Origin of the sequence: Streptomyces sp. NPDC058257, assembly GCF_042881845.1 — a bacterium.
Taxonomy (GTDB): domain Bacteria; phylum Actinomycetota; class Actinomycetes; order Streptomycetales; family Streptomycetaceae; genus Streptomyces.
Window position 1 is genome coordinate 84547 of record NZ_JBHVXJ010000020.1, and the last position, 20940, is coordinate 105486.

The 20940-nt window shown below is 70.3% G+C and carries 16 protein-coding genes; 3 read left to right on the plus strand and 13 right to left on the minus strand.

Translation table 11 applies throughout. The features are described from left to right. The first annotated feature begins 733 nt into the window (after nt 1-733). Nucleotides 734-1729 (plus strand): lytic polysaccharide monooxygenase, encoded by a 996-nt coding sequence (locus ACFVXC_RS34030; protein WP_389913435.1) that lies wholly within the window; start codon nt 734-736, stop codon nt 1727-1729. 122 nt (nt 1730-1851) lie between these two features. Here ACFVXC_RS34030 and ACFVXC_RS34035 read toward each other — a convergent pair whose 3' ends face one another. The 5 genes from ACFVXC_RS34035 to ACFVXC_RS34055 form a co-directional block, all read right to left on the minus strand. Next, nucleotides 1852-2727, minus strand: a complete 876-nt coding sequence (locus tag ACFVXC_RS34035) for an esterase/lipase family protein (protein ID WP_389913438.1) — start codon at nt 2725-2727, stop codon at nt 1852-1854. Between the two features lie 195 nt (nt 2728-2922). Then, nucleotides 2923-3609 carry a response regulator gene (locus ACFVXC_RS34040; protein WP_389913441.1) on the minus strand — a complete coding sequence of 229 codons (687 nt, stop codon included), beginning with the start codon at nt 3607-3609 and terminating at the stop codon, nt 2923-2925. Continuing rightward, a complete protein-coding gene (locus ACFVXC_RS34045; protein WP_389913444.1) occupies nt 3606-4967 on the minus strand; it encodes a sensor histidine kinase in 1362 nt (453 codons plus the stop codon). The genes ACFVXC_RS34040 and ACFVXC_RS34045 overlap by 4 nt, the downstream gene beginning before the upstream one ends. Before the next feature lie 153 nt (nt 4968-5120). Then, nucleotides 5121-6095: a hypothetical protein gene (locus tag ACFVXC_RS34050; RefSeq protein ID WP_389913447.1), complete on the minus strand. Its 975-nt coding sequence runs from the start codon at nt 6093-6095 to the stop codon at nt 5121-5123. Further along, nucleotides 6092-9550 carry a DNA polymerase III subunit alpha gene (locus tag ACFVXC_RS34055; protein WP_389913450.1) on the minus strand — a complete coding sequence of 1153 codons (3459 nt, stop codon included), beginning with the start codon at nt 9548-9550 and terminating at the stop codon, nt 6092-6094. The genes ACFVXC_RS34050 and ACFVXC_RS34055 overlap by 4 nt, the downstream gene beginning before the upstream one ends. A gap of 176 nt (nt 9551-9726) precedes the next feature. Here ACFVXC_RS34055 and ACFVXC_RS34060 point away from each other — a divergent pair, with 176 nt between their 5' ends. Next, nucleotides 9727-10773, plus strand: coding sequence for a DUF3533 domain-containing protein (locus tag ACFVXC_RS34060; RefSeq protein WP_389913452.1), 1047 nt, complete (start codon nt 9727-9729; stop codon nt 10771-10773). A 241-nt stretch (nt 10774-11014) separates the two neighbouring features. Here ACFVXC_RS34060 and ACFVXC_RS34065 read toward each other — a convergent pair whose 3' ends face one another. The 8 genes from ACFVXC_RS34065 to ACFVXC_RS34100 all read right to left on the minus strand — a co-directional run bounded on the left by ACFVXC_RS34065 (nt 11015) and on the right by ACFVXC_RS34100 (nt 19104). After that, nucleotides 11015-12100 (minus strand): S1 family peptidase, encoded by a 1086-nt coding sequence (locus ACFVXC_RS34065; protein ID WP_389913455.1) that lies wholly within the window; start codon nt 12098-12100, stop codon nt 11015-11017. 275 nt (nt 12101-12375) lie between these two features. Continuing rightward, nucleotides 12376-13344: a slipin family protein gene (locus ACFVXC_RS34070; RefSeq protein WP_389913458.1), complete on the minus strand. Its 969-nt coding sequence runs from the start codon at nt 13342-13344 to the stop codon at nt 12376-12378. A gap of 183 nt (nt 13345-13527) precedes the next feature. Then, entirely contained in the window at nt 13528-14427 is a 900-nt protein-coding gene (locus ACFVXC_RS34075; protein ID WP_389913461.1) for a S1 family peptidase, read from the minus strand. 271 nt (nt 14428-14698) lie between these two features. Continuing rightward, on the minus strand, nt 14699-15529 hold the full coding sequence (locus ACFVXC_RS34080) for a DUF1684 domain-containing protein (protein ID WP_389913464.1): 831 nt from the start codon (nt 15527-15529) through the stop codon (nt 14699-14701). Nucleotides 15530-15597: 68 nt separating this feature from the next. Further along, nucleotides 15598-16572: an ABC transporter substrate-binding protein gene (locus ACFVXC_RS34085; protein ID WP_389913467.1), complete on the minus strand. Its 975-nt coding sequence runs from the start codon at nt 16570-16572 to the stop codon at nt 15598-15600. A gap of 44 nt (nt 16573-16616) precedes the next feature. Continuing rightward, nucleotides 16617-17378: an amino acid ABC transporter ATP-binding protein gene (locus ACFVXC_RS34090; RefSeq protein ID WP_389913470.1), complete on the minus strand. Its 762-nt coding sequence runs from the start codon at nt 17376-17378 to the stop codon at nt 16617-16619. Next, the gene (locus ACFVXC_RS34095) at nt 17375-18250 is read right to left on the minus strand and encodes an amino acid ABC transporter permease (RefSeq protein ID WP_389913473.1); all 876 of its coding nucleotides are present in this window, start codon (nt 18248-18250) and stop codon (nt 17375-17377) included. The genes ACFVXC_RS34090 and ACFVXC_RS34095 overlap by 4 nt, the downstream gene beginning before the upstream one ends. Continuing rightward, nucleotides 18247-19104, minus strand: a complete 858-nt coding sequence (locus ACFVXC_RS34100; protein WP_389913476.1) for an amino acid ABC transporter permease — start codon at nt 19102-19104, stop codon at nt 18247-18249. The genes ACFVXC_RS34095 and ACFVXC_RS34100 overlap by 4 nt, the downstream gene beginning before the upstream one ends. A gap of 523 nt (nt 19105-19627) precedes the next feature. Between ACFVXC_RS34100 and ACFVXC_RS34105 the strand changes: the two genes are divergently transcribed. Next, complete coding sequence (locus ACFVXC_RS34105; protein ID WP_389913478.1) at nt 19628-20605, plus strand: transporter substrate-binding domain-containing protein; 978 nt, start codon at nt 19628-19630, stop codon at nt 20603-20605. Nucleotides 20606-20940: the final 335 nt, after the last annotated feature.

Genomic DNA, 20940 nt, shown 5'->3' on the forward strand with positions numbered 1-20940 from the left:
CGCAGCGCCGCCCACAGCAGCCGCGGCGATCGCTTTCGACGCCGCACGACGGTCCATCACAAGGCCACTCCTGGTCAGGCGTGCTGCCATGCTCACCGTAGCCTCGCACTGCCACGGCACATCCTCGACCGGCTCACCCTCGGGCAGCTCATCTGCCGAGCGTCTCGGGCTTGGCGCCAAGGCCTCACGATCACCGCACACACGCAACGCGTGTGGCTCGGGACTCCCGATGGGCCGGGCTGGAACTTGCCCGTCTGACCACGACGGCGCGTACCAGCGTAGCGATCACGTTGGGTGACACCCCTATGCGTGCCGCTACCTGCTCCAACTCGAGGTCACCGCAGCTCTTCGTTGCGAAGCTGGGCACCCATAGGTCACCGTCGCCGCTCATCGGTTGCACCTCAGTACTTCATCCCGAATATCTTGCCTAGCGAGCGATCAGGGAAACGACCCGCCCCGTACCCCCACGGGCTGTCCCGTAGCTCACGTACAGGTCAAACCGGGGCTCACAAGCGCCCAGCCTGAGCCCCCGGTTAGCCCTCCCTTAACCGCACCATAAAGATCGCCATCACCCCTCCCAGCAGGCGATTTCGGCGATTTCAGCGGCTAGTTTTCTCGTCGCCGGGCCGGTTACGAACCGTCGGCGCCGCACGTAATCGGGGGGGCGGCACCGGCCGTTCGCAACCGTCTCGGGTCCCCCGCCCCCCAGAACCGCCGCTGAGGAGAACCACTCATGACCGCACGTCGCAAGGTCGCCGCGATCGCCGCCGCCGGCATCGCCCCGCTCGCCCTGACCGCCCTTTCGGCCGCCCCCGCCGCCGCGCACGGTTCGATGACGGACCCGGTCAGCCGTGTCTCCGCGTGCTTCCAGGAGGGCCCGGAGTCCCCGACGTCGGCTGCCTGCAAGGCGGCTGTCGCGGCCAGTGGCGCGCAGGCCTTCTACGACTGGAACGGCGTGAACATCGCCAACGCCGCGGGCAAGTCGAAGGAGATCATCCCCGACGGGAAGCTGTGCAGCGCGGGCAACGACAAGTACAAGGGGCTCGACCTGCCGCGCGCCGACTGGCCGTCCAGCAAGATGTCCGGCGGCAACCACACCTTCCACTACAAGGGCACCGCCCCGCACAAGGGCTCCTTCGAGCTGTACATCACGAAGGACTCGTACGACCCGGCCAAGCCCCTGAAGTGGTCGGACCTGGAGGAGAAGCCCTTCGTGGACGTCGCCGACCCGAAGATGGAGAACGGCGACTACGTCTTCGACGGCAAGGTCCCCGCCAAGTCGGGCCGCCACCTGATCTACTCGGTCTGGCAGCGCTCGGACTCCCCCGAGGCCTTCTACACCTGCTCCGACGTCGTCTTCGGCAAGGACAGCGGCGGCGGCACGGCGACAGCACCGGCCCCGGCCGCCTCCGCGCCCTCCGAGAAGGACATCGCCGCGGGCGCGGACAAGTCCACCGTCGAGCACCACGGCCACGGCGACAGCGACGCCAAGACGGGCGCCGAGGCCTCCGAGGCGGCCCCGGCCGCGGGTGACGACACCGCCGCCAACCAGCCCGAGGTGAACAGCGGCGACCAGGAGCCCGTCGCGGCGGCCAACGAGAACCTCGCCGAGACCGGCGGGGACAGCACCACGCCGTACATCGCGATCGGCGGCGCCGCCGCGCTCGCCATCGGTGCCGCGGCCATGTTCGGCACGGCCCGCCGCCGCACGGCGCGCCACGGCCGCTGAGCCGCTGAGCCGCCGCAGAACCCGGTCGGCCGGATTCTGCGGCGTGAGGGCCGCCCTCTCCTCGTACGTCACGTCACGTCACGTCACGGGGAGGCGGCGGCCCTCTGTCCGTGCGGAGCCGTTCAGGAGAAGCACGTACTCGGCGTCGCGTGCGCCGGGTCGAGCGCGTTGGCGACCTCGTGGTGCGCGACGCGGTCGAGGATCCCTATCGCCACGTGCTCGGAGAGGTCCGCGGCGCACAGATCCTGGACGGTGACGTTGCGTACGCCGGGGCCGTTCAGGAATTGCGTGCGGTACGGGGTGACCACCTCGTCGTACTTGGTGGCGATGACGGTGTAGCGCACGCCCGGGACGGTGTCGCCGCCTTCGTTGAGCTTGGTCAGGAACGGTGATCCCGCCACCTGGTCGGCGAGGCCCGGGGTCTTGGTGGTGAGCAGGTCCTCGATGCCAGGGAAGTAGGGCAGCAGCTTGGTGAAGCCGAGCAGGGTGGTGCCGTGGTTGTCGGGCGCGAGGCCGACCAGGGCGTTCACCTTCTTCGCTCCGCCGAGGAACTTCAGGTAGTAGCGGGGCATCATGCCGCCCTGCGAGTGGCCCACGAGGTCCGTCTTCGCCGCGCCCGTAGAGGCCAGTACCTTGTCGACGAAGCCGTCGAGCTGCTCGGCCGACTTGTCGATCGGGCCGAGCCCGTTGAAGAGCGGCACGCCGGGCAGCTGGCCGTAGTCGAGGGAGAAGACGCAGTAGCCGCGCCTCACCAAGTAGGGCGCGAGGACGAGCCAGTTGTCGACGGAGTTGCCGAAGGTGCCGTGGACGAGGACCACGGGGCGCGGGTGGGCGGCGGACGGCTTGCAGCCGTAGTCGTTCCAGCCGCTCGACGAGGCAGCGGGGGCGGCGGGGGCGGCTGACGCGGTGGCGGTGGCGGTGGGGGCGGTGAGGGTGAGCGCGCCCGTCATGAGAAGGGCTGCGGTGAACGCTCTGAGCGCTCGTCTCCAGGGCAGCATCGGGTGATCTCCTTGCGGCTCAAGGGAGTTGTGATGGGTGAGCCCTGTGATCCGGATCACGAGGATGCCGTGCACACGACAAATTACGGGCGAGTAGCAAAAGTGTGAAGTTACGCGTCGGTAAAACTTCCAGCAGATACTGGCACGGTCGTCACCCCGCAGCGCCTGTCGCGAAGGCGCCTAGCGCGGGGGCGCCTAGCGCGGGGGCGTCACGAGCCCCACCTCGTACGCGATGATGACCAGTTGGACCCGGTCCCGGGAGTCGAGCTTGGTGAAGAGCCGCGCCACATGCGCCTTCACCGTGGCCACGGTGATGAAGAGTTCGGCCGCGATCTCCGCGTTGGACAGGCCGCGACCCACCAGCGTGAGCACCTCGCACTCCCGGTCGGTGATGCCCTCGACCGTCCGCCGGGCCCGCGGCGCCGGATCGGGCCGCGCGGCGAACTCCTCTATCAGGCGCCGGGTGACGCTCGGCGCGATCAGGCCGTCCCCCGCGGCCACCACGTGGATCGCCGCGAGGATGTCCTCGAGTGCCATGTCCTTGACGAGGAATCCGCTCGCGCCCGCGCGCAGCGCGCCGTAGACGTAATCGTCGTCGTCGAAGGTGGTGAGGACCAGGACGCGCGTCGTCCCGGCCTCCGCCGTGATCAGCCGGGTCGCCTCGATGCCGTCCATGCCGGGCATGCGGATGTCCATCACCACGACGTCGGGGCGTACGTCACGGGCCAGCCGGACCGCCTCCGCGCCCGTCCCGGCCTCCCCCACGACCTCGATGTCAGGGGTGTCGGCCATCAGGACGCGCAGGCCCGCGCGGACGAGGGGCTGGTCGTCGGCGAGTACGACGCTGACGGTGGGGCCGACGCGAACGGCGGGGCCGGTCATCGGACCTCCACCGGCGGCAGGGGAAGCAGGGCCGTCACCCGGAAGCCGCCCTCAGGACGCGGTCCCGCGGTGAACCTGCCGTGCAGCAGGGCGACTCGCTCGCGCATGCCGACCAGGCCGAACCCGGTGCCCGCGGGCAGGCGTCCGCCGCGACCGTCGTCCTCTATCCGGAGGGACAGCTTGCCGTCCCGCTGCTCGACGGTCACCCGGCAGGTGTCCGTTCCTGCGTGCCGTACGACATTGGTGAGGGCCTCCTGGAGGATGCGGAACGCGGCCAGGTCGATGTCGGGAGGCAGGGGTTCGCGCTCCCCCAGCCGACGGACCTCCGCGCGGACCCCGGCGTCCCGCGCCGACGCGGCGAGACGGTCGATGTCGGCGAGCCCCGGGGCGGGTTCGCGGGGCGGCCCGGACGCGTCGCGGCTGCCGGAGCCCGGCGCGCCATCGGCGGCCCCCGGCTCCGACTCCGGCCTGCGCAGCGCGACCAGCGTGCGGCGCAGCCCCGCGAGGGTCTCCCTGCTGGTGGCCTCGATGGTGGTGAGCGCGTTGCGGGCCTCCGCGGGCTGGGTGTCGATGACCCGGCTGCCCACGCCCGCCTGGATGGCGATGACGCCGATGCTGTGGGCGATCATGTCGTGCAACTCCCGTGCGATGCGCAGCCGTTCGGCGGTGACGGCGCGGTCTGTGGCCTGGGCGCGCAGCGCGTCCGCGTGCGTGCGGCGCTCCAGGACCGAACTGCCCGCCATCCAGGCGGCGATGAGGGCGACGGCGATGAGCGCCACGGTCTCGCCGTTGTTGCCGGCCCAGCCCGAGGTCTCGCAGCGGTTCGCCCGGTAGGTGGCGGGTTGGCAGCCGCCGTCGGGCGGGAAGGCGAAGAGGGTGACGGCCTGGGTGGTGAACGCCATGAGGGCGGCGGCGATCGAGGTGCGGCGCGGGCGGGTGGCGGCGAGGTAGCCGACGGCGCAGACCCCGGCAAGCGTCTGGAGATAGCTGACCTCGATCTTGCGCATCTCCATCGTGGCCGCCACCGCGCCCAGGAGCAGGAAGGCGAGGGCCGGCAGCGGCCTGCGCCTGAGGAGGGACGCGACCACGGCCGTCAGCGCGATCGACGCGAGGACCATCAGGATGTCGAAGCCGTGCTGCCCGTAGTCGAAGGTCACGTACGTGACGAACGGGTAGATGACGGCCCCGCTCCAGGCCAGGCCCGTGCGCGCCGACGGCCACAGGCGCCCGGGCACGCTTCGGCTCCGCCCCTCCTTGGCCCGCTCGGCCCCCTTGGCACCCTTGGCGCCCTTGGCCCGCTCGGCCCCCTCGACCTTTTCGGCCTCTTCGGGCGCGCGCTGACCTGGGTCGATGTCCATGCGCCGATCGTATGTGCCCTTCCCCCGTGGGGGTATTGGCCCGCGGTCGTACTCCCACGGGCTACCGGAGCCGCCCCGGGTGTGGCCGCCCCGCGACCTGTGGCCGCACGTGCGGCCATACCGGTAGCCGCGTCCGTAGCCACGGAGACCCGGTTACGCCGCCAGCGTTCCCGGCACGATCGCGCCAGGGCCGAACTTCGCCCGCGCCCGGTCGGCCACCGCCTCGATCCGCCGCGCCCGGTCGTCCACCGGGTCGAACATCAGCTGGTGGGCGGCCTGTTCGGCGGGCCCGAGCCCTTCGGCGCGCAGCGAGATGCCGCGCACTCGGGCCCGCTGGAGGCCGAGCGCCTCGTACATCCCGTACGCGGTCGTGGTCAGCGCGCCGGAGTGTGCGGTCGGTTCGGGCAGCGTACGGGTGCGGGTCGTCGTGGAGCGGTCCGCGTACCGCACGGTCAGGGTCAGGGAGCGGCACACCTGACCCTCGTCGCGCATCCGCGCACCGAGTTCATCGGTGAGTGAGAGCAGTGCCCTGCGGTGTCGCGCGGCGTCCAACTCGTCTCGGGGGAAGGGCCGTTCGGAGGCCAGGGAGCGGGCGGCGGCGTTCGGCACGACGTGCGCGCGGTCGACGCCGTGCGCCTTCTCGTACAGCTCGCGCCCCGCGCGGGCCCCCACGAGGCGCTGCAGCGTGGACAGCGGCGCGGCGGCCACCTTGCCGACGGAGTCGAGCCCGTACCCGCAGAGGGTGCGGGCGGTGGCGCGGCCGACCCCGGGCAGTTCGGCGACCGGCTTCGGCCCGAGGAAATCCGCGATGGCGCCGGGCTCCGGCCCCACGGCCCGGGTCACCCCCGGCGCGGCTCCCCGCACGGCCATCCGCGCCAGCATCGGCCCGGGCCCGGCACCGATCACGCAGTCCACCCCGTGGAGGGCGAGCGCCCGCACCCGGATCACCGAGGCGAGCTCGACGGCGTCGCGCCCGAAGTAGCGCATCGCTCCCCGCACGTCGACGAGCGCGGCGTCGGGCGGCAGGGCCTCGACGACGGGGCTGAACTCGCCGAGCAGCAGGAGCAGCCGGGGTACGGCGGCCTCGTACATGGGCGGCAGGAGAAATCGCACGCAAAGGGTACTCATCCCGCGCTCCCTGGACTCTGGTGCCACAACTTCCGCCCTGTCGCCGCCCGTTCGCCGGGTGGCTGGAGGTCGGCCCAGGGGTGCATCTCGTACCCCGTGGGCATCCGGATACGTCGGCCGTCGTCCGCCGGTGCCTCATCGGACCCGGGCGCCCCTTCTGGACCTGGCTCGGCGAGGCGCGCCCCCACCGCCTCCAGCCCGCCCTCCTGCCGCAGCTCCACCAGTTCCGCCAGATTCCATGCCGCCGCGCCGACCACACTGAGGCTGCGCGGCCCGCGCCGCTGCACCACTCCGCGGACCAGGAGCAGCCAGGAGTGGAAGACGGTGTGCGCGCACCGTTCGTGGGCGTCGTCGAAGAAGGCCAGGTCGACCAGGCCCGTACCGTCGTCCAGGGTGGTGAAGATGACCCGTTTCCCGGAGCGGATCGGCGGGGTCTGGGTGGCCGCCTTGGCGCCCGCGACAAGGACGGTCGCCCCGTGTTCGGCCTCCCGCAGACGGCGGGCCGTCAGCACGCCGAGCTCCCGGAGGAACTCCGCGTGGTCGCCCATGAGATGGCGCGACGAGTCCATGCCCAGGACGCCGAGTTCGGCGCTGAGCCGTTCCGCGTCGTCCAGGTCGGGCAGCCCCGCGGATGCCGTCTTCCGCCCGCCGGACAAGGGGAGTTGAGCCCCGGACGAGCCACCCGGGCCCCGCGAGCCCCGCCGGAGCTCCGTCAGGTGCAGCTGCAGATCGCGGCGGTTGGCGCCGAACGCGTCGAGCGCGCCGACCTGCGCGAGCCGCTGCGCGACCGGCTTTCCGGGTCTGGCCCGCTCCCAGAAGTCGAGGAGCGAGGCGTAGGGCTGCCCGTCCGCGATCCGCGCGGCCTCGGCCTCGCTGATGCCGTGGACGTCGCAGAGCGCGAGGCGCAGGCCCCACACCTCCCGGGATCCGGAGTTATCAGACACCAGTTCGATACGGTGAGCGACCGCGGACCGGTTCACGTCCAGCGGAAGAATCGGCACCCCCCGCCGCCGCGCGTCCGCGAGCAGCAGCCGCTTCGGGTACATGCCGGGGTCGTGCGTGAGCAACCCCGCGTAGAAGGCGGCCGGGTGATGGGCCTTCAGCCACGCCGACTGGTAGGTGGGCACGGCGAAGGCCACCGCGTGCGCCTTGCAGAAGCCGTACGAACCGAAGGCCTCGATGATTTCCCAGGTCCGGCCGATCGTCTCGGCGTCGTACCCCTTCGCCGCCGCCTGCTGCGCGAACCAGAACCGGATCCGCCCCTGCGACTCGGGGTCGGAGAGCCCGCGGCGTACCCGGTCCGCCTCGTCGCGCCCGCAGCCGGTCATGATGTTCACGATGTCGATGATCTGCTCGTGGAAGACGACGACGCCGTACGTCTCCTTGAGCGGCCCCGCGAGGTCCGGGTGCGGGTAGCGGATGGGCGCGCGGCCGTGCCGGGCCTCGATGAAGGGCCGCACCATGTCGGCGGCGACCGGTCCCGGCCGGAAGAGCGAGATGTCGACGACCAGGTCGTGGAAGGTCGCGGGCTGCAGCCGTCCGACCAGATCACGCTGGCCCGGCGACTCGATCTGGAAGCAGCCGAGCGTCTCGGCGGACTTGATGAGCTGATACGTCGCCGGGTCGCCCGGCGGCACCGCGTCCACGTCGACCCGCTCCCCCGTGGCCCGCTCGACCTCCCCCACCGCGTGCGCCATCGCCGACTGCATCCGCACGCCGAGCACGTCGAGCTTGAGCAGCCCGAGGTCCTCCACGTCCTCCTTGTCGAACTGGGACATGGGCAGGCCCTCGCCGCTGGTGGGCACGACGGGCGTACGCGCGAGCAGCGAGGCGTCGGAGAGGAGCACTCCGCACGGGTGCATGGCGACCCCGCGCGGCAGCGCGTCCAGGGCCTCGACCAGGTCCCACAGCCGTCCGTGTCTCTCCGTTTCTCCTGCCACCGCCCGCAGTTCGGGCAGCTCCTCCATCGCCGAGCGGGCGTCTCGCGCGCGAATGTGCGGGAAGGACTTGGCGATCTTGTCGATCTCGGCCGGGTCCATGGAGAGGGCGGCGCCCACATCGCGGATGGCGTGGCGGACCCGGTAGGTCTCGGGCATGGCGACGGTGGCGACCCGCTCGGTGCCGAAGCGGCCGATGATCGCGCGGTAGACCTCAAGACGGCGGGCCGACTCCACGTCGATGTCGATGTCCGGCAGAACGGCCCGCCGTGTGGACAGGAACCGCTCCATGAGCAGGCCGTGCTCGACGGGGTCGGCGTGCGCGATGCCGATGAGGTGGTTGACCAGGGACCCGGCGCCGGAGCCGCGCGCCGCGACACGGATGCCCAGGTCGCGTACGTCGTCGACCACTTGGGCCACGGTGAGGAAGTAGGAGGCGAAGCCGTGGTACGCGATGATGTCCAGCTCGTGGTGCATCCGCTCCCAGTACGCGCGATGCGTGCGGCGCCTGTCGTATCCCCGAAGGACCATCCCCGCCGCCGCCCGTGAGGCCAGCACGCGCTGCGCGGTGCGGTGCCCCGCACCGACGAGGTGCGGTTCGGGGAAGCGCACGGAGCCGATGCCGATGTCGTCCTCGGGGTCGACGAGGCACTCAGCGGCGACCGACCGGGTCTGCTCGACGAGGCGGTGGGCGGTGTCGCGGCGGAAACCGGCCGCCTCCACGATCCGCTCGGCGTTGCCCAGCATGGCGTCGGCGCCCTTCAACCACCGCTCTCCGCTGTCGAGTTCCTTGGTCGGGTCGACGGGGACGAGGCGGCGCGCGGCGTCGAGTACGTCGGCGACCGGGCCGAGCCCCGCGTCGGCGTAGCGGACGGCGTTGCTCAGGACGGGGCGGACGCCCTGCTCGGCGGCGAAGCCGACGGTGCGGGCGGCGAGGCGGAGCGAACCGGGTCCGGTGCCTTCGCGGCCGTGCCACACGGACTCAAGGCGCAGCGCGTCTCCGTAGCGCTCGCGCCAGGGGGCCAGGAGGCGGGCGGCCCGGTCGGGGCGCCCGGCGGCCAGAGCGCGGCCCACGTCGGAGGCGGGGCCGAGCAGCACGGTCATGCCGTCGCCGTGGTTCTCCTCCCACGGAAGCACGGGCTGCCCTTCGCCGCTCCGGTGCGCGGCGGTGATCAGGCCGCACAGCGCGGCCCAGCCCGTGGCGCCGTCGCGGGCGAGGAAGGTCACGCGCGGGGTCGACTCGTCGATGAAGGCACCTCCACGCACCGGGGTCCGCCGCCGCGCACCGGGCGCCGAGGCCGGCTCCCCCACCGCGAGCTCGGCCCCGAACAGCGGCCGGACCCCCGCCTTCGCGCAGGCCTTGGCGAACCGGACGGTTCCCGCGAGGGTGTCCCGGTCGGTGAGCGCGAGGGCGTCCATGCCCCGCTCGGCGGCGCGCTCGGCGAGAAGCTCCGGATGCGAGGCCCCGTACCGCGGGGAGAACCCGGAGACGGTGTGCAGATGCGTGAACCCGAGCACACGCACCTCCTGAAACCCTGAATCGATCCGTTCTCACATCCCCCGCCTCCACCATAGACCAAGTTTCGAACGTACGTACGACACCGGCGTACGGCACCCGTCCCGCCCCGCGCCTGCTTCGCCCATTCGGCCCCGCCCACCTGCGGGAACGGCAGGGGCCACGGAGCGTGGGGGGCATGAGTTTCACCGATGATGTGAAGAGCGCCGTCACCCCGCGAGCAGCCCTGCTGGTCATCGGCGTACTGGCCCTGCAACTGCTGTTCATCGCCTCCTACGTAGGGGCCCTGCACGACCCGAAGCCGAAAGACGTGCCCTTCGGAGTCGTCGCTCCGGGCCCCGCGGCGAAGGAGACCTCGGACAAGCTCGGAAAACTTCCCGGCGGCCCACTCGACCCGCGTGTGGTCAAGGACGAGGCCGCGGCCCGGCACCAGATCATGAACCGCGACATCGACGGCGCCCTGCTCCTCGACCCCCGGGGCACCGACGACACCCTCCTGGTCGGCTCGGGCGGCGGCACCGTCCTCGCCACCGCGCTGGAGAAGATCGCCACCCAGGTCGACGGCGCCGAGAAGCGCACGGTCAAGAGCGTGGATGTGGCCCCGGCGTCCGCCAAGGACTTCGACGGGCTCTCGTCCTTCTACCTGGTCGTCGGCTGGTGCGTAGGCGGCTATCTGTGCGCCTCGATCCTGGCGATCAGCGCGGGATCCCGGGCCTCCAACGGCGGGCGCGCGCTGATCAGGACCGGCGTCATGGCGCTCTACTCGATCGCGGGCGGCCTCGGCGGCGCGATCATCATCGGGCCGATCCTCGGCGCCCTGCCCGGCAGCATCATGGGGCTGTGGGGCCTGGGCTCCCTCGTCGTCTTCGGGGTCGGCATGATCACGCTCGCCCTCCAGTCGCTCACCGGCATCGTGGGCATCGGCCTCGCCGTCCTGCTCGTCGTGATCGCGGGCAACCCGAGCGCGGGCGGCGCCTTCCCGCTGCCGATGCTGCCGCCGTTCTGGAAGGAGATCGGCCCCTGGCTGCCGCCGGGCGCGGGCACCTGGGTGGCGCGCTCGATCGCGTACTTCAAGGGCAACGCGATCACCGGACCGATGCTGGTGCTCACCGCCTGGGCGGTCGTGGGCACCGCCGTCACCCTGGTCATGTCCGCACTGCGCGGAGACCGCCAGCCGGGCCGGCGGCCCGCGATGGAGGAGGACACGGGCGCCCACCGCCGCTGAGCCGGGCGAGCCGGGCACCCTGCCCGGCCCGCCCGCTACCGCTCCCTGCGCAAACTGATCGTCCCCCTGGACCGGCTGAACGGACCGAAGGCGGCGCTGACCGCCGCGGGGAGCTTCACCGGCAGGCAGGCAGGCAGGCAGGGCCGGGTGGACGCGGAAGGGCCGGGTGGACGCGGAAGGGCCGGTCCGCCACGAGCGGACCGGCCCCATCCTGCTGCCCCCGTCCGGGGGCACTCCTACCTCAGCCGATCTCCGCACCGACGGCGCTCAGCACCTCGGGTACCGGCTGGAAGAACGTCTCCCCGCCGGCGCTGCAGTCACCGCTGCCGCCCGAGGTCAGGCCGAGCGCGGTGTCACCCGCGAAGAGCGCGCCCCCGCTGTCGCCGGGCTCGGCGCAGACGTCGGTCTGGATGAGTCCGTTGACGACGTCGCCGTTGCCGTAGTTCACGGTGGCGTCGAGACCCTTGACCGTGCCGTCGTGCACCTGCGTGGTCGAGCCACTGCGCTGCACCTTCTGGCCGACGGTCGCGTCGCCCGCCTTGGCGATGGCCTGGGTCGAACCGTCGTAGAGGTCCACCTCGCTGGGGTGCGCGGTGTCACCGGTGTACTTGACCAGGCCGTAGTCGTTGTCGGGGAAGCTGGAGTCGGCGTTCTCACCGATCACAGGACCGCCCTGCTTCTCGGACCAGCTCTTGACGGCCTCGGTGCAGTGCCCGGCCGTGATGAAGTACGGAGCGCCGTCCTTGACCACGTTGAAGCCGAGCGAGCAGCGGCTGCCGTCGCCCCAGATGGCGTCGCCGCCCGCGATCAGGGGCTTGAACTCCCCCTTGCTGTGCTTGAGTTCGGCCTTGGAACCGAGCCCCTTCACGACCGAGCCGAGCTTGTCCAACGAGGCGCCCTTGACCGTGCGGTCCGCCGTGACGACGACCTTGTTGGTGGCCGGGTCGACCGCCCACGAGGTGCCGGGGATGGACGCCTTGTCGCTGAGCGTCGAACGGGCGCTCTTCAGCTGGGCGAGGGAGTTCTCGACGATTCTCGCCTTGGCGCCCGCCGACTCGACGGCGTCCGCCGCGCTCTTGTCGAGGACGTTCACGACGAGGTTCTTGGCCTTGGCGTCGTAGTAGGTACCCGCGGCGTCCGAACCGAGGTCCTTGCCGAGGGTCGAGGCGAGCTTTCCGGCCTTCGCTACCGAGAGGGTGTCCGGCGTGGGGGTCGGGGCACTCTCACTGGCGTTCGCAGTCTGGAAGGTGATTCCGGCGGCGATCAGTGCGGTGATGCCCGCACCTGCCACGGTGGCACGTCGCTTGGATATGCGTCGGTGCTTCAATTCACGTCCTCCTGTGGGGGGTCGGCCCGTTCGGTGTGGAGACCTGGGGACCGGAAGGCGTACCGGCACGGAGTCGCTCACGCTGGGAAAGCCGCGTCCATGCCAAATGGTGCGGCCCACTATCCCGATACCGCCTGGTAGCACACAAGGTCTACTTCAGGACGCGCACGTGACCAACACTGTGCGCCCCCTGTGTCTTCACCGGCGCCGGTCTCGCCACGTCGGTTCCCGTTGCAAACACCGCGCGCGAGCGGGTGATCGGCAGTGGGTAAGGTCTAGTCCTGTCCGATTCTCGACGCTCCCTGCGCGCCCGGAGCCCCGGCTTCCGAATCCGCCGCACCGAAATCCGGCAGCGCGGGAACGGGCTCGACAGGCGCGGGGACGGACCCGACAGGCGCGGCGGGGACGGACTCGGCGGACGCGAGGGCGGGCGCGAGGGCGGGCTCGGCAGGCGCGGCCGCGGGGGGCTGCTGCGCCGGCGGAGCCGGCTGAGCCCGCTCCAGGAAGCGCAACAGTTCGACGGGGAAGGGCAGCACCAGGGTCGAGTTCTTCTCGGCGGCGACCGCCACCACGGTCTGCAGGAGCCGCAGTTGGAGGGCGGCCGGCTCGTCCGCCATCTCGTGCGCGGCCTGGGCCAGCTTCTTGGATGCCTGCAGTTCCGCGTCCGCGTTGATCACGCGCGCCCGCCGCTCACGGTCGGCCTCGGCCTGCCGGGCCATGGACCGTTTCATCGTCTCCGGGAGCGATACGTCCTTGATCTCGACCCGGTCGATCTGCACGCCCCATCCGACGGCAGGAGAGTCGATCATCAACTCCAGGCCCTGGTTGAGCTTCTCGCGGTTGGAGAGCAGCTCGTCGAGTTCGCTCTTGCCGATGATCGAGCGCAATGACGTCTGCGCCATCTGCGAGACCGCGAAGCGGTAGTCCTCCACCTTGACGACGGCATCGGAGGCGTCGACCACCTTGAAGTAGATGACCGCGTCGACGCGCACCGTGACGTTGTCCCGGGTGATGCCGTCCTGCGCGGGGACCGGCATCGTCACGATCTGCATGTTCACCTTGCGGAGCCGGTCGACGAACGGCATGATCATCGTGAACCCGGGCCCCCGCACCCCGCTCTGCAGCCGTCCGAGCCGGAGCACCACACCTCGTTCGTACTGTTTGACGACCCGCGCCGCGGCCATCACATAGACCACTCCTGCACATCCGACGGCTACTCCCGCCGCCACCAGCTCCTCGACCATGCCGGCCCCCCAGGGTCCGAATTGGGCGTGTTGGGCGTGCACTTCGAAGGTAGCGCCGTACGGCGCACAAAGGGAGACGGGAGACAGGAGAGAGCCCCCGCCCGGACTTCCGGACGGGGGCTCTCCCGCTGCTGGCTGCAGACTTGCTGCCGTACGTGGATCAGTGGATCAGTGGATCAGCGATCAGTACACGCTCACGCCGTACGCGCTCAGCGCCTCGGTGACCGGCTGGAAGAAGGTCGTCCCGCCCGAGGAGCAGTTGCCGCTGCCGCCCGACGTGAGGCCCAGCGCCTTGGTCCCCGCGTAGAGCGGGCCACCGCTGTCGCCGGGTTCGGCGCAGACCGTGGTCTGGATCATGCCGTAGACGATGTCACCGTTGCCGTAGTTGACGGTCGCGTTCAGGCCGGTGACCTTGCCGCTGTGGATGCCGGTGGTCGAGCCGCGCCGGGTGACCGTCTGGTTCACGGTGGGGTTGCCCGCGCTGGTGATGTCCTGGCTGCCGACCGTGCCGGGAGGGGTGGCCGAACCGGCGGCGTACTTGACGATGCCGTAGTCGTTGGTCGGGAAGCTGGAACCCGTCGTGGACCCGATCGTCGTGGTGTGTCCGGAGTTGGACCACCAGGTGCCCGCGCCGTCGGTGCAGTGACCGGCGGTGACGAAGTAGTAGGTACTGCCGCTGCGGACGTTGAAGCCGAGCGAGCAGCGCCAGCTGGAGGCGTAGATCGCGTCGCCGCCGGAGACCAGCTTGCTGAACTTGCCGGGAGTGCGCTCGACCTTGAGGGCGTCCGCGTTGCTTCCCGCCGCCTCCTTGAGCTTGGCGATCTCGGCCTTGGAGACGGTGCTGTCGGCCGTGACGACCAGGCGGTTCGTCGCCTTGTCGACGCGCCATGCGGTGCCTGCGACATCCGCGTCGAGTACCGCGTCACTCGCGTTGGTGAGTTGCGCCGAGCTGAAGGTGGTGACGTCATTGGCGTTCGCAGCGGGTACGGCGAGCGCGCCGGCGGCCACAAGTCCGGTGGCCACGGCGAGCAGACGGGTGCGTCTCGCTATGCCGCTGCGGGGGGTGGTGCGCTTGTTCCTCACTTGTTGTTCCTCCCAGGGGGAAGTCAGTGGGCCGCGTGGGTTGAGGCCCGTGAGGCGCAGCCAATGAGCAAAAGGCAAGCCGGATTCCGGTTACGCCGTGCTCCTGACAAGCGCTGCTCGGGAGTATTCGGGCCACGGACAACGCGCACAAGAGCGGCTTTCGGCCGTAAGCCATATACATGCCGACCGGCCCCGGCGGCTGTCGTACCTGTCGTACGCCGCCGGGGCCAGGGTCATCGGCTCTGTTTCTGATGAGCCTGTGTCAGACGAGTCAGCTGTCGATACGGTTCCGCTCTCCCGCGGCGATTTCGGCGTCAAGAGTGTTGCCCGGCGGCGGGAAGGGGCAGATGAAGTGGTCGGCGAAGGCGCACGGCGGAAGCAGTGCGCGGTTGAAGTCGACCGTCGTGCGCCCCTCGGCGTCGGGCGCGGCGGGCCGCAGGAACCTGAACCGGTAGCTGGACACCCCTGCTGTCGCGTCGCCGAACACCGCCCAGAGCGACCCGTCGCCCTCCACCGACACCTGGAGCGTGTGCTCCTTTCCGGCCAGGCTGAAAGCCAGCTCTCCGCCGAGGCCGAGCCCCCGCTCCACCCCGTCCGCGTTGCCGACCTTGACGGTGCGTACCCCATCGACAGTGCTGTCGGCGGCGTACGGCGTGAAGTGCCCCCGCACCGCCCAGCGCGCGTCGTACTCGGTGGCCTCGATGCCCTGGAAGGCGCGGCGCGTGGCGGACTCCGGGTCGAAGTCGCGTACCGCCCAGAGCCCCTCGCGCCGCAGCACGATCAAGCGGCGGTCGCCGTGCCCGACGCGGGCCGCCGCGACCGGGCCGGGGTCGGCGCCGAGGCGGGCCTCGCCGTTGAAGAGCTGCCCGTCGAGAGTGAGCCCGTCGTCCACTTGGGCGGTCAGGACGATCTCGTCGCCCGCCTCGGTCCAGCGCCCCGGGATGCCCGGAAGCGATCCGTCCGGGTAGTCCGCGAGCCAGTGCGTGCCGGTGAGGGAGAGCGGGCCGTAGGGCGCCGACACCGTCTCCGTCCGCTGCTGGTGCCAGTGCTTCCAGTCGCGTACCGCGTCCGTCGTTGCGTCCGTCGTTGCGTCCGTCGTCATGTGATCAACCCTTCCATATGCGCATACGGCCGTCCCCTGACGGCTCTCCGTCGCCCGCCCATGGCCCACTACTCCTTGGGCAGGCCCTTGGGGTTGACCTCCGACTCCTTGACGGCCTCGTTCTTCAGACCCCAGCGCCCCAGGACCTTGGCGTAGCTTCCGTCCTTGATCACGTGGTTGAGCGCGGCGGCGTACGCGTCGACGAGTCCGCTGTCCTTCTTCGTGGTGGCGGCGATCTCGCCCTGAATGCTGGGGCCGCCGCCCGAAAGGGTTCCGATGATCTTCGTCTGTCCCGACGACGCGACGTGGTAGGCGGCCGAGGGATTGGGACCGAGATACGCGTCGATGCGCCCCGACTGGAGGGCCAGGTAGTAGTCGGAGTCCTTCTGGAAGTACTTGATGTTCACCGGCTCGCGCCCGGCCTTCTCGTTCTCCTCGCTCCAGTCGACGAGGATCTTCTCCTGGTTGGTGCCGGAGGAGACCGCGATGGTCCTGCCCGCCACGTCCGCCGGCTTCTTCGCCGTCCACTTCGCGTCCTTGCGCGCCTCGAAGGCGATGTTGTCGTGGCGGTAGGTCGCGAAGTCGTACTTCTCCTTGCGCTCCTCGGTCACCGTGACGTTCGAGAAGACCCCGTCGAACTTCCCGCTGTCCAGGCCGACGAAGAGGTTCTCCCAGGAGACCTGCTCGAACTTCGGCTTCAGGCCGAGCGTGTCGGCGACCAGGCTCGCGATGTCGACCTCGGAGCCGATCCGCGTCTTGTCGTCGGTGGCGAAGAAGCCGAGCGGCGCGACCGAGTCGGCGCTGCCGCCGAGCCGCAGCGTGCCGCGCTCGCGCACCTTCTCGGGCAGGAGCTTCGCGATCGCGTCCACCTTCTTGCCGCGTACGCGGTTCTGGTCGGGCCCGATGTTGATGTCGCCGACCTTCTTGGTGCCGGGCTCGCCGCCGCCGGTCGCGGCGTCGCTGTCCCCGCCGCAGGCGCTGAGCAGGGGCGCGAGGGCCAGGGCGGCGACGGAGGCGGCGAGGGTGGTGCGTCGGGAAAGCATGCGGGAGCTCCTGGAGAATCTCGGGCTGAAGAACCCTGAGCGGGCTAGAGAACCTTGGAAAGAAACGCGCGGGTGCGGTCGTGCCGCGGACGGTCCAGTACGTCGCCGGGGGCGCCCTGCTCGACGATGAGCCCCTCGTCCATGAAGACGACCGTGTCGGCGACCTCACGCGCGAAGCCGATCTCATGGGTGACGACGATCATCGTGGTGCCCTGGCTCGCCAGGTCCTTGATGACGTCGAGGACTTCACCGACCAGTTCGGGGTCGAGCGCCGACGTCGGCTCGTCGAAGAGCAGCAGCTTCGGTTCGAGGGCGAGCGCGCGGGCGATGGCGACACGCTGCTGCTGCCCGCCGGAGAGCTGCTTGGGGTAGGCGTCCGCCTTGTCGGCGAGCCCGACCCGGTCGAGAAGAACACCGGCGTCCAGGGCGGCTTCCTTGCGCGGCCGCTTCAGCGCCGATACGGGCGCCTCGACGATGTTCTCCAGGACGGTCAGATGCGGGAAGAGATTGAAGTTCTGGAAGACGAAGCCGATCTGGGTGCGCTGCTTGAGCACCTCGCGTTCGCGCAGCTCGTACAGCTTGTCGCCGGAGCGCCGGTAGCCGACGAGCGCGCCGTCGACGCTGATCCAGCCCTTGTCCACCTTCTCCAGGTGGTTGATGGCGCGCAGGAGGGTGGACTTGCCGGACCCGGAGGGCCCGAGGATGACGGTGACCTCGCCCTTGCGCACCTCCAGGTCCAGGCCCCGGAGGACCTCCAGAGACCCGAAGGACTTGTGTACGGCACGGAGTTCGACCATCGCGCTCATCGCGATACCCCCTTGGAGAAGTGACGTTCGACGTAGTGCTGGAGGACGGAGAGGCCGCTGGTGAGCAGGACGTACCAGGCGGTGGCGACCATCAGGAGCGGCACGACACGGCCGTTGCGGCCGTAGATGACCTGCACCTGGTAGAAGAGCTCGCCGATCGCCATCACGGAGACGATCGAGGTGCCCTTGAAGAGGGAGATGATCTCGTTGGCCGCGTTGGGCAGGATCGAGCGCATCGCCTGCGGCAGGATGATGCGGCGGATCTGCCGAAGTCGCGGGATGCCGAGCGCCGCCGCGGCCTCCAACTGGCCGCTGTCGACGGACAGTACGCCCGCGCGCACGATCTCGGCGGCGTACGCGGCCTGGTGCAGGGCGAGCCCGAGCACCGCCGCGCTCATCGCCCCGACCAGGCCCATCGTGTCGAAGGAGTAGAAGCCGGGCCCGAACGGGATCCCGAACTGCAACTCCTTGTAGAGATAGGCCAGGTTGAACCAGAACAGCAGTTGCACGATGAGCGGGATCGACCGGAACGCCCAGATGTAGGCGACGGCCACCGCCCGCAGGAAGGGGCTCACCGAGAGCCGCATGAAGGCGATCACGATGCCGAGCGCGAAGCCGAGGGCCGTGCCGTAGAAGGTGAGCTGGAGGGTGACCCAGACCGCTTTGAGGATCACGTCGGCGGTGAAGAACTCGGCGAACACCTCCCACTCCCAGCCGGAGTTGGTGGCGAGGCCGTGCACGAACTGGGCCAGCAGGACGGCCGTCGCGACGACGGCGGCCCAGCGCCAGGGGTGGCGCACGGGGACGACCTTCAGCGCGTCGTGGTCGTCCTTCCCGACGTCACTGGCCGGCTTGCTCTGCGTCACGCTCATCGGGTGCGCCCCGAACCGCGCGCGTAGTGGCGCTCCACGTAGTACTGGCCGACGCTGAGCAGCGAGGTGATCACGACGTACCAGATGGTGGCGACCAGGAGCAGCGGGATCACCTGGTAGGTGCGGTGGTAGACGAGCTGCACGGAGTAAAGGAGGTCCTGCACCGCGATCACGCTGACGATCGATGTGCCCTTGAGCGTGCCGATCAGCATGTTCCCCGCGGGCGGCACGATGGAGCGCATGGCCTGCGGGAGGACGATCCGCCGCCATCTGCGCCACCGGCTGAGCCCGAGCGCCTGCGCGGCCTCGATCTGTCCGCGGTCGACGGAGAGGATGCCGCCGCGCACCACCTCGGCGGCGTACGCGGCCTCGTGCAGGGTGAGTCCGATGACGGCGATGGCGATCGGCCCGAGGAGGTTCACCGTCTTCACGCCGAAGAGGTACGGGTACAGCGCCCCGATGTTGAACCAGAACAGCAGCTGCACCAGGATCGGCATCGACCTGAAGAGCCACACGTAGCCCCAACTGACCCCGCGCAGAACGGGGTTGGACGAGAGTCGTCCCATGGCGAGGATCGATCCGAGCGCGAAGCCGAGCACCATGACGACGGCGGTCAGCCAGAGCGTGAGCCACAGGCCGCGCAGCACGGACGCGGAGGTGAAGTAGTCGCCCACCACGTCCCACTGGAACGCGTCGTTGCGGACGACGGAATTGACGGCGAGCGCGAGGAGCACGAGGACAGCCGCGGCGGCCACCCACTGCCCGGCGCGGCGCTGCGGCACGATGCGCGGGACATCGGGTGGTGGGTCTTGAGGAGGGGCCGGTGCGGCTTTGGCGAGCGTGTCGGAAGACATGGCGAAGGCTCCGTGGTCATCGGAGATCTCCGGCGCACGACGAACGCTCTACGGAACGTCCGGCGGGGAGATCACACACGGGTGATGCCTTCACACGGACCGAGCCCCTCAGCACGATCCGCCTTGAGAGTACGGGGCGCTTTCGGCCCGCTGTCAAGAGTGTCCAGGATATGGGCGGTTGGTCTCACGGCAGTTGACGCGGAAACGGATGCCTGTTCCACTTGCCCCATGCATTCGCAGCAGTGGCTGGTCACGCGCTCCCACATCGACTTCGGTCGAGTGTGGTCGGCGTCGTGTTCGACGACTCTCTGAGCCGACCCCCTGCGCGCTGAGCCCCCTTGCCTTGCCGGGTCTCCTGCGCCTCGCATCTCCCGTGTGCCGCATCTTCTGTGCGTCCGCGCGCCCTTGACCTCGCCTTCACACGCGTACACCGCCGCCGCACCGCTGCTCTGAGCGACGGCACCCCTCCCTCGTCGTACGTCCGCCTCGCCCTGCCCTGCTGCCTGATGGAGAGCGTCACGCCATGAGCAAGTCCCCGCATTCCCGTCGTTACGCGCATTCCCGTCGTATCCCGGTGGCCTTCGCCCTGATCACCGCCACCGCACTCACGCTCACCGCCTGCGGCTCGGGCGACTCCGCCGACACCACGGGTGGCGCGGCGCCCGCGGGCAAGAGCGACGAGATCCCCACGCAGGACGTGGTCTCCTCGGTCGGGAAGAACGCGGCGGCCGCGAAGCTCCTGCCGACGGACGTACGCGAGCGGGGCACCCTCAATCTCGCGACCGCCGTCGGCGGCAGCCCGCCCGGCAACACCTACCTGGAGGACGGCAGGACGATCGTCGGCCAGGACGCCGACTTCGCGGCGGCCGTCGCCAAGGTGCTCGGCCTGAAGCTGAAGCGCGAGGCCGCGAGCTTCGAGGCGATCCTGCCCGCCCTCGACAGCGGGAAGTACGACCTGGGCACCGGAAACTTCGGCGTGACCGAGGAGCGGCGCAAGACCATCGACTTCGTCACGTACATCAACGACGGCCAGGGCTTCGCCGTCCGCGACGACAGCAAGCTGAAGAAGGTCACCGACTTCAAGCAACTGTGCGGTCTGAACGTGGCGACCGGCGCCGGCACCACCTTCGAGGTCACCCTGGAGGACAACAAGCACGTGTGCGAGGACGCGGGCAAGAAGCCGTACAGCGTGAAGACGTATGCCGAGCAGGGCGCGATCTGGGGCTCGCTCCAGCAGGGCCGCACCGACGTGGTGATGTCCACGATCAACGGCCTGCGCTACGCGGTCGACCAGCAGGAGGGGCTGAAGTTCCTCGGCGAGTACCACCGTCTCGACGTCGGCTTCGCCTTCAAGAAGGGCACGAAGCTGGCGCCCGCCTTCCAGGCGGCGGTGAACCAGTTGATCAAGGACGGAACGTACGACCGCATCCTGAAGAAATGGGGCACGAAGGACTCGGCGATCGAGGAGTCCCGGATCTCCCCGCCGGAGATCAAGGACTGATCTGTCATCCGCGGGTCCCTCGTGGCTGGTCGCGCCGTTCCCCGCGCGGGGTTTCCAACACCCGCAGTCACAGCACTGGCAGCACTCGCAGATGCCGCAGCAGCCACAGTCGTCGCAGTTGTTGCAGCAGCCCTCGCGCTTCTTGCGGGACCAGGGGCCCACGTAGGAATCGGCGCAGCACAGCTTGCAGGTGCAGCAGAGCCCGACGGCGACCGCGCACCCCGCCCAGAACCCCCGCTTGCCCGGCGGCTCCGGTTGCGGCCCGAACCCGGGCCCGCCACCGGAGCCGCCGGGCCCGCCCGGACCGCCAGGACCTCCTGGCCCACCGGGTACCC

Coding starts and splice junctions, on each gene's coding strand:
- ACFVXC_RS34045 (WP_389913444.1), bottom strand. CDS start 4,967: ATGGACATCGACCCAGGTCAGCGCGCGCCCGAAGAGGCCGAAAAGGTC.
- ACFVXC_RS34095 (WP_389913473.1), bottom strand. CDS start 18,250: ATGAGCGTGACGCAGAGCAAGCCGGCCAGTGACGTCGGGAAGGACGAC.
- ACFVXC_RS34035 (WP_389913438.1), bottom strand. CDS start 2,727: ATGCTGCCCTGGAGACGAGCGCTCAGAGCGTTCACCGCAGCCCTTCTC.
- ACFVXC_RS34060 (WP_389913452.1), top strand. CDS start 9,727: ATGAGTTTCACCGATGATGTGAAGAGCGCCGTCACCCCGCGAGCAGCC.
- ACFVXC_RS34090 (WP_389913470.1), bottom strand. CDS start 17,378: ATGAGCGCGATGGTCGAACTCCGTGCCGTACACAAGTCCTTCGGGTCT.
- ACFVXC_RS34085 (WP_389913467.1), bottom strand. CDS start 16,572: ATGCTTTCCCGACGCACCACCCTCGCCGCCTCCGTCGCCGCCCTGGCC.
- ACFVXC_RS34100 (WP_389913476.1), bottom strand. CDS start 19,104: ATGTCTTCCGACACGCTCGCCAAAGCCGCACCGGCCCCTCCTCAAGAC.
- ACFVXC_RS34030 (WP_389913435.1), top strand. CDS start 734: ATGACCGCACGTCGCAAGGTCGCCGCGATCGCCGCCGCCGGCATCGCC.
- ACFVXC_RS34080 (WP_389913464.1), bottom strand. CDS start 15,529: ATGACGACGGACGCAACGACGGACGCAACGACGGACGCGGTACGCGAC.
- ACFVXC_RS34105 (WP_389913478.1), top strand. CDS start 19,628: ATGAGCAAGTCCCCGCATTCCCGTCGTTACGCGCATTCCCGTCGTATC.
- ACFVXC_RS34040 (WP_389913441.1), bottom strand. CDS start 3,609: ATGACCGGCCCCGCCGTTCGCGTCGGCCCCACCGTCAGCGTCGTACTC.
- ACFVXC_RS34050 (WP_389913447.1), bottom strand. CDS start 6,095: ATGAGTACCCTTTGCGTGCGATTTCTCCTGCCGCCCATGTACGAGGCC.
- ACFVXC_RS34070 (WP_389913458.1), bottom strand. CDS start 13,344: ATGGTCGAGGAGCTGGTGGCGGCGGGAGTAGCCGTCGGATGTGCAGGA.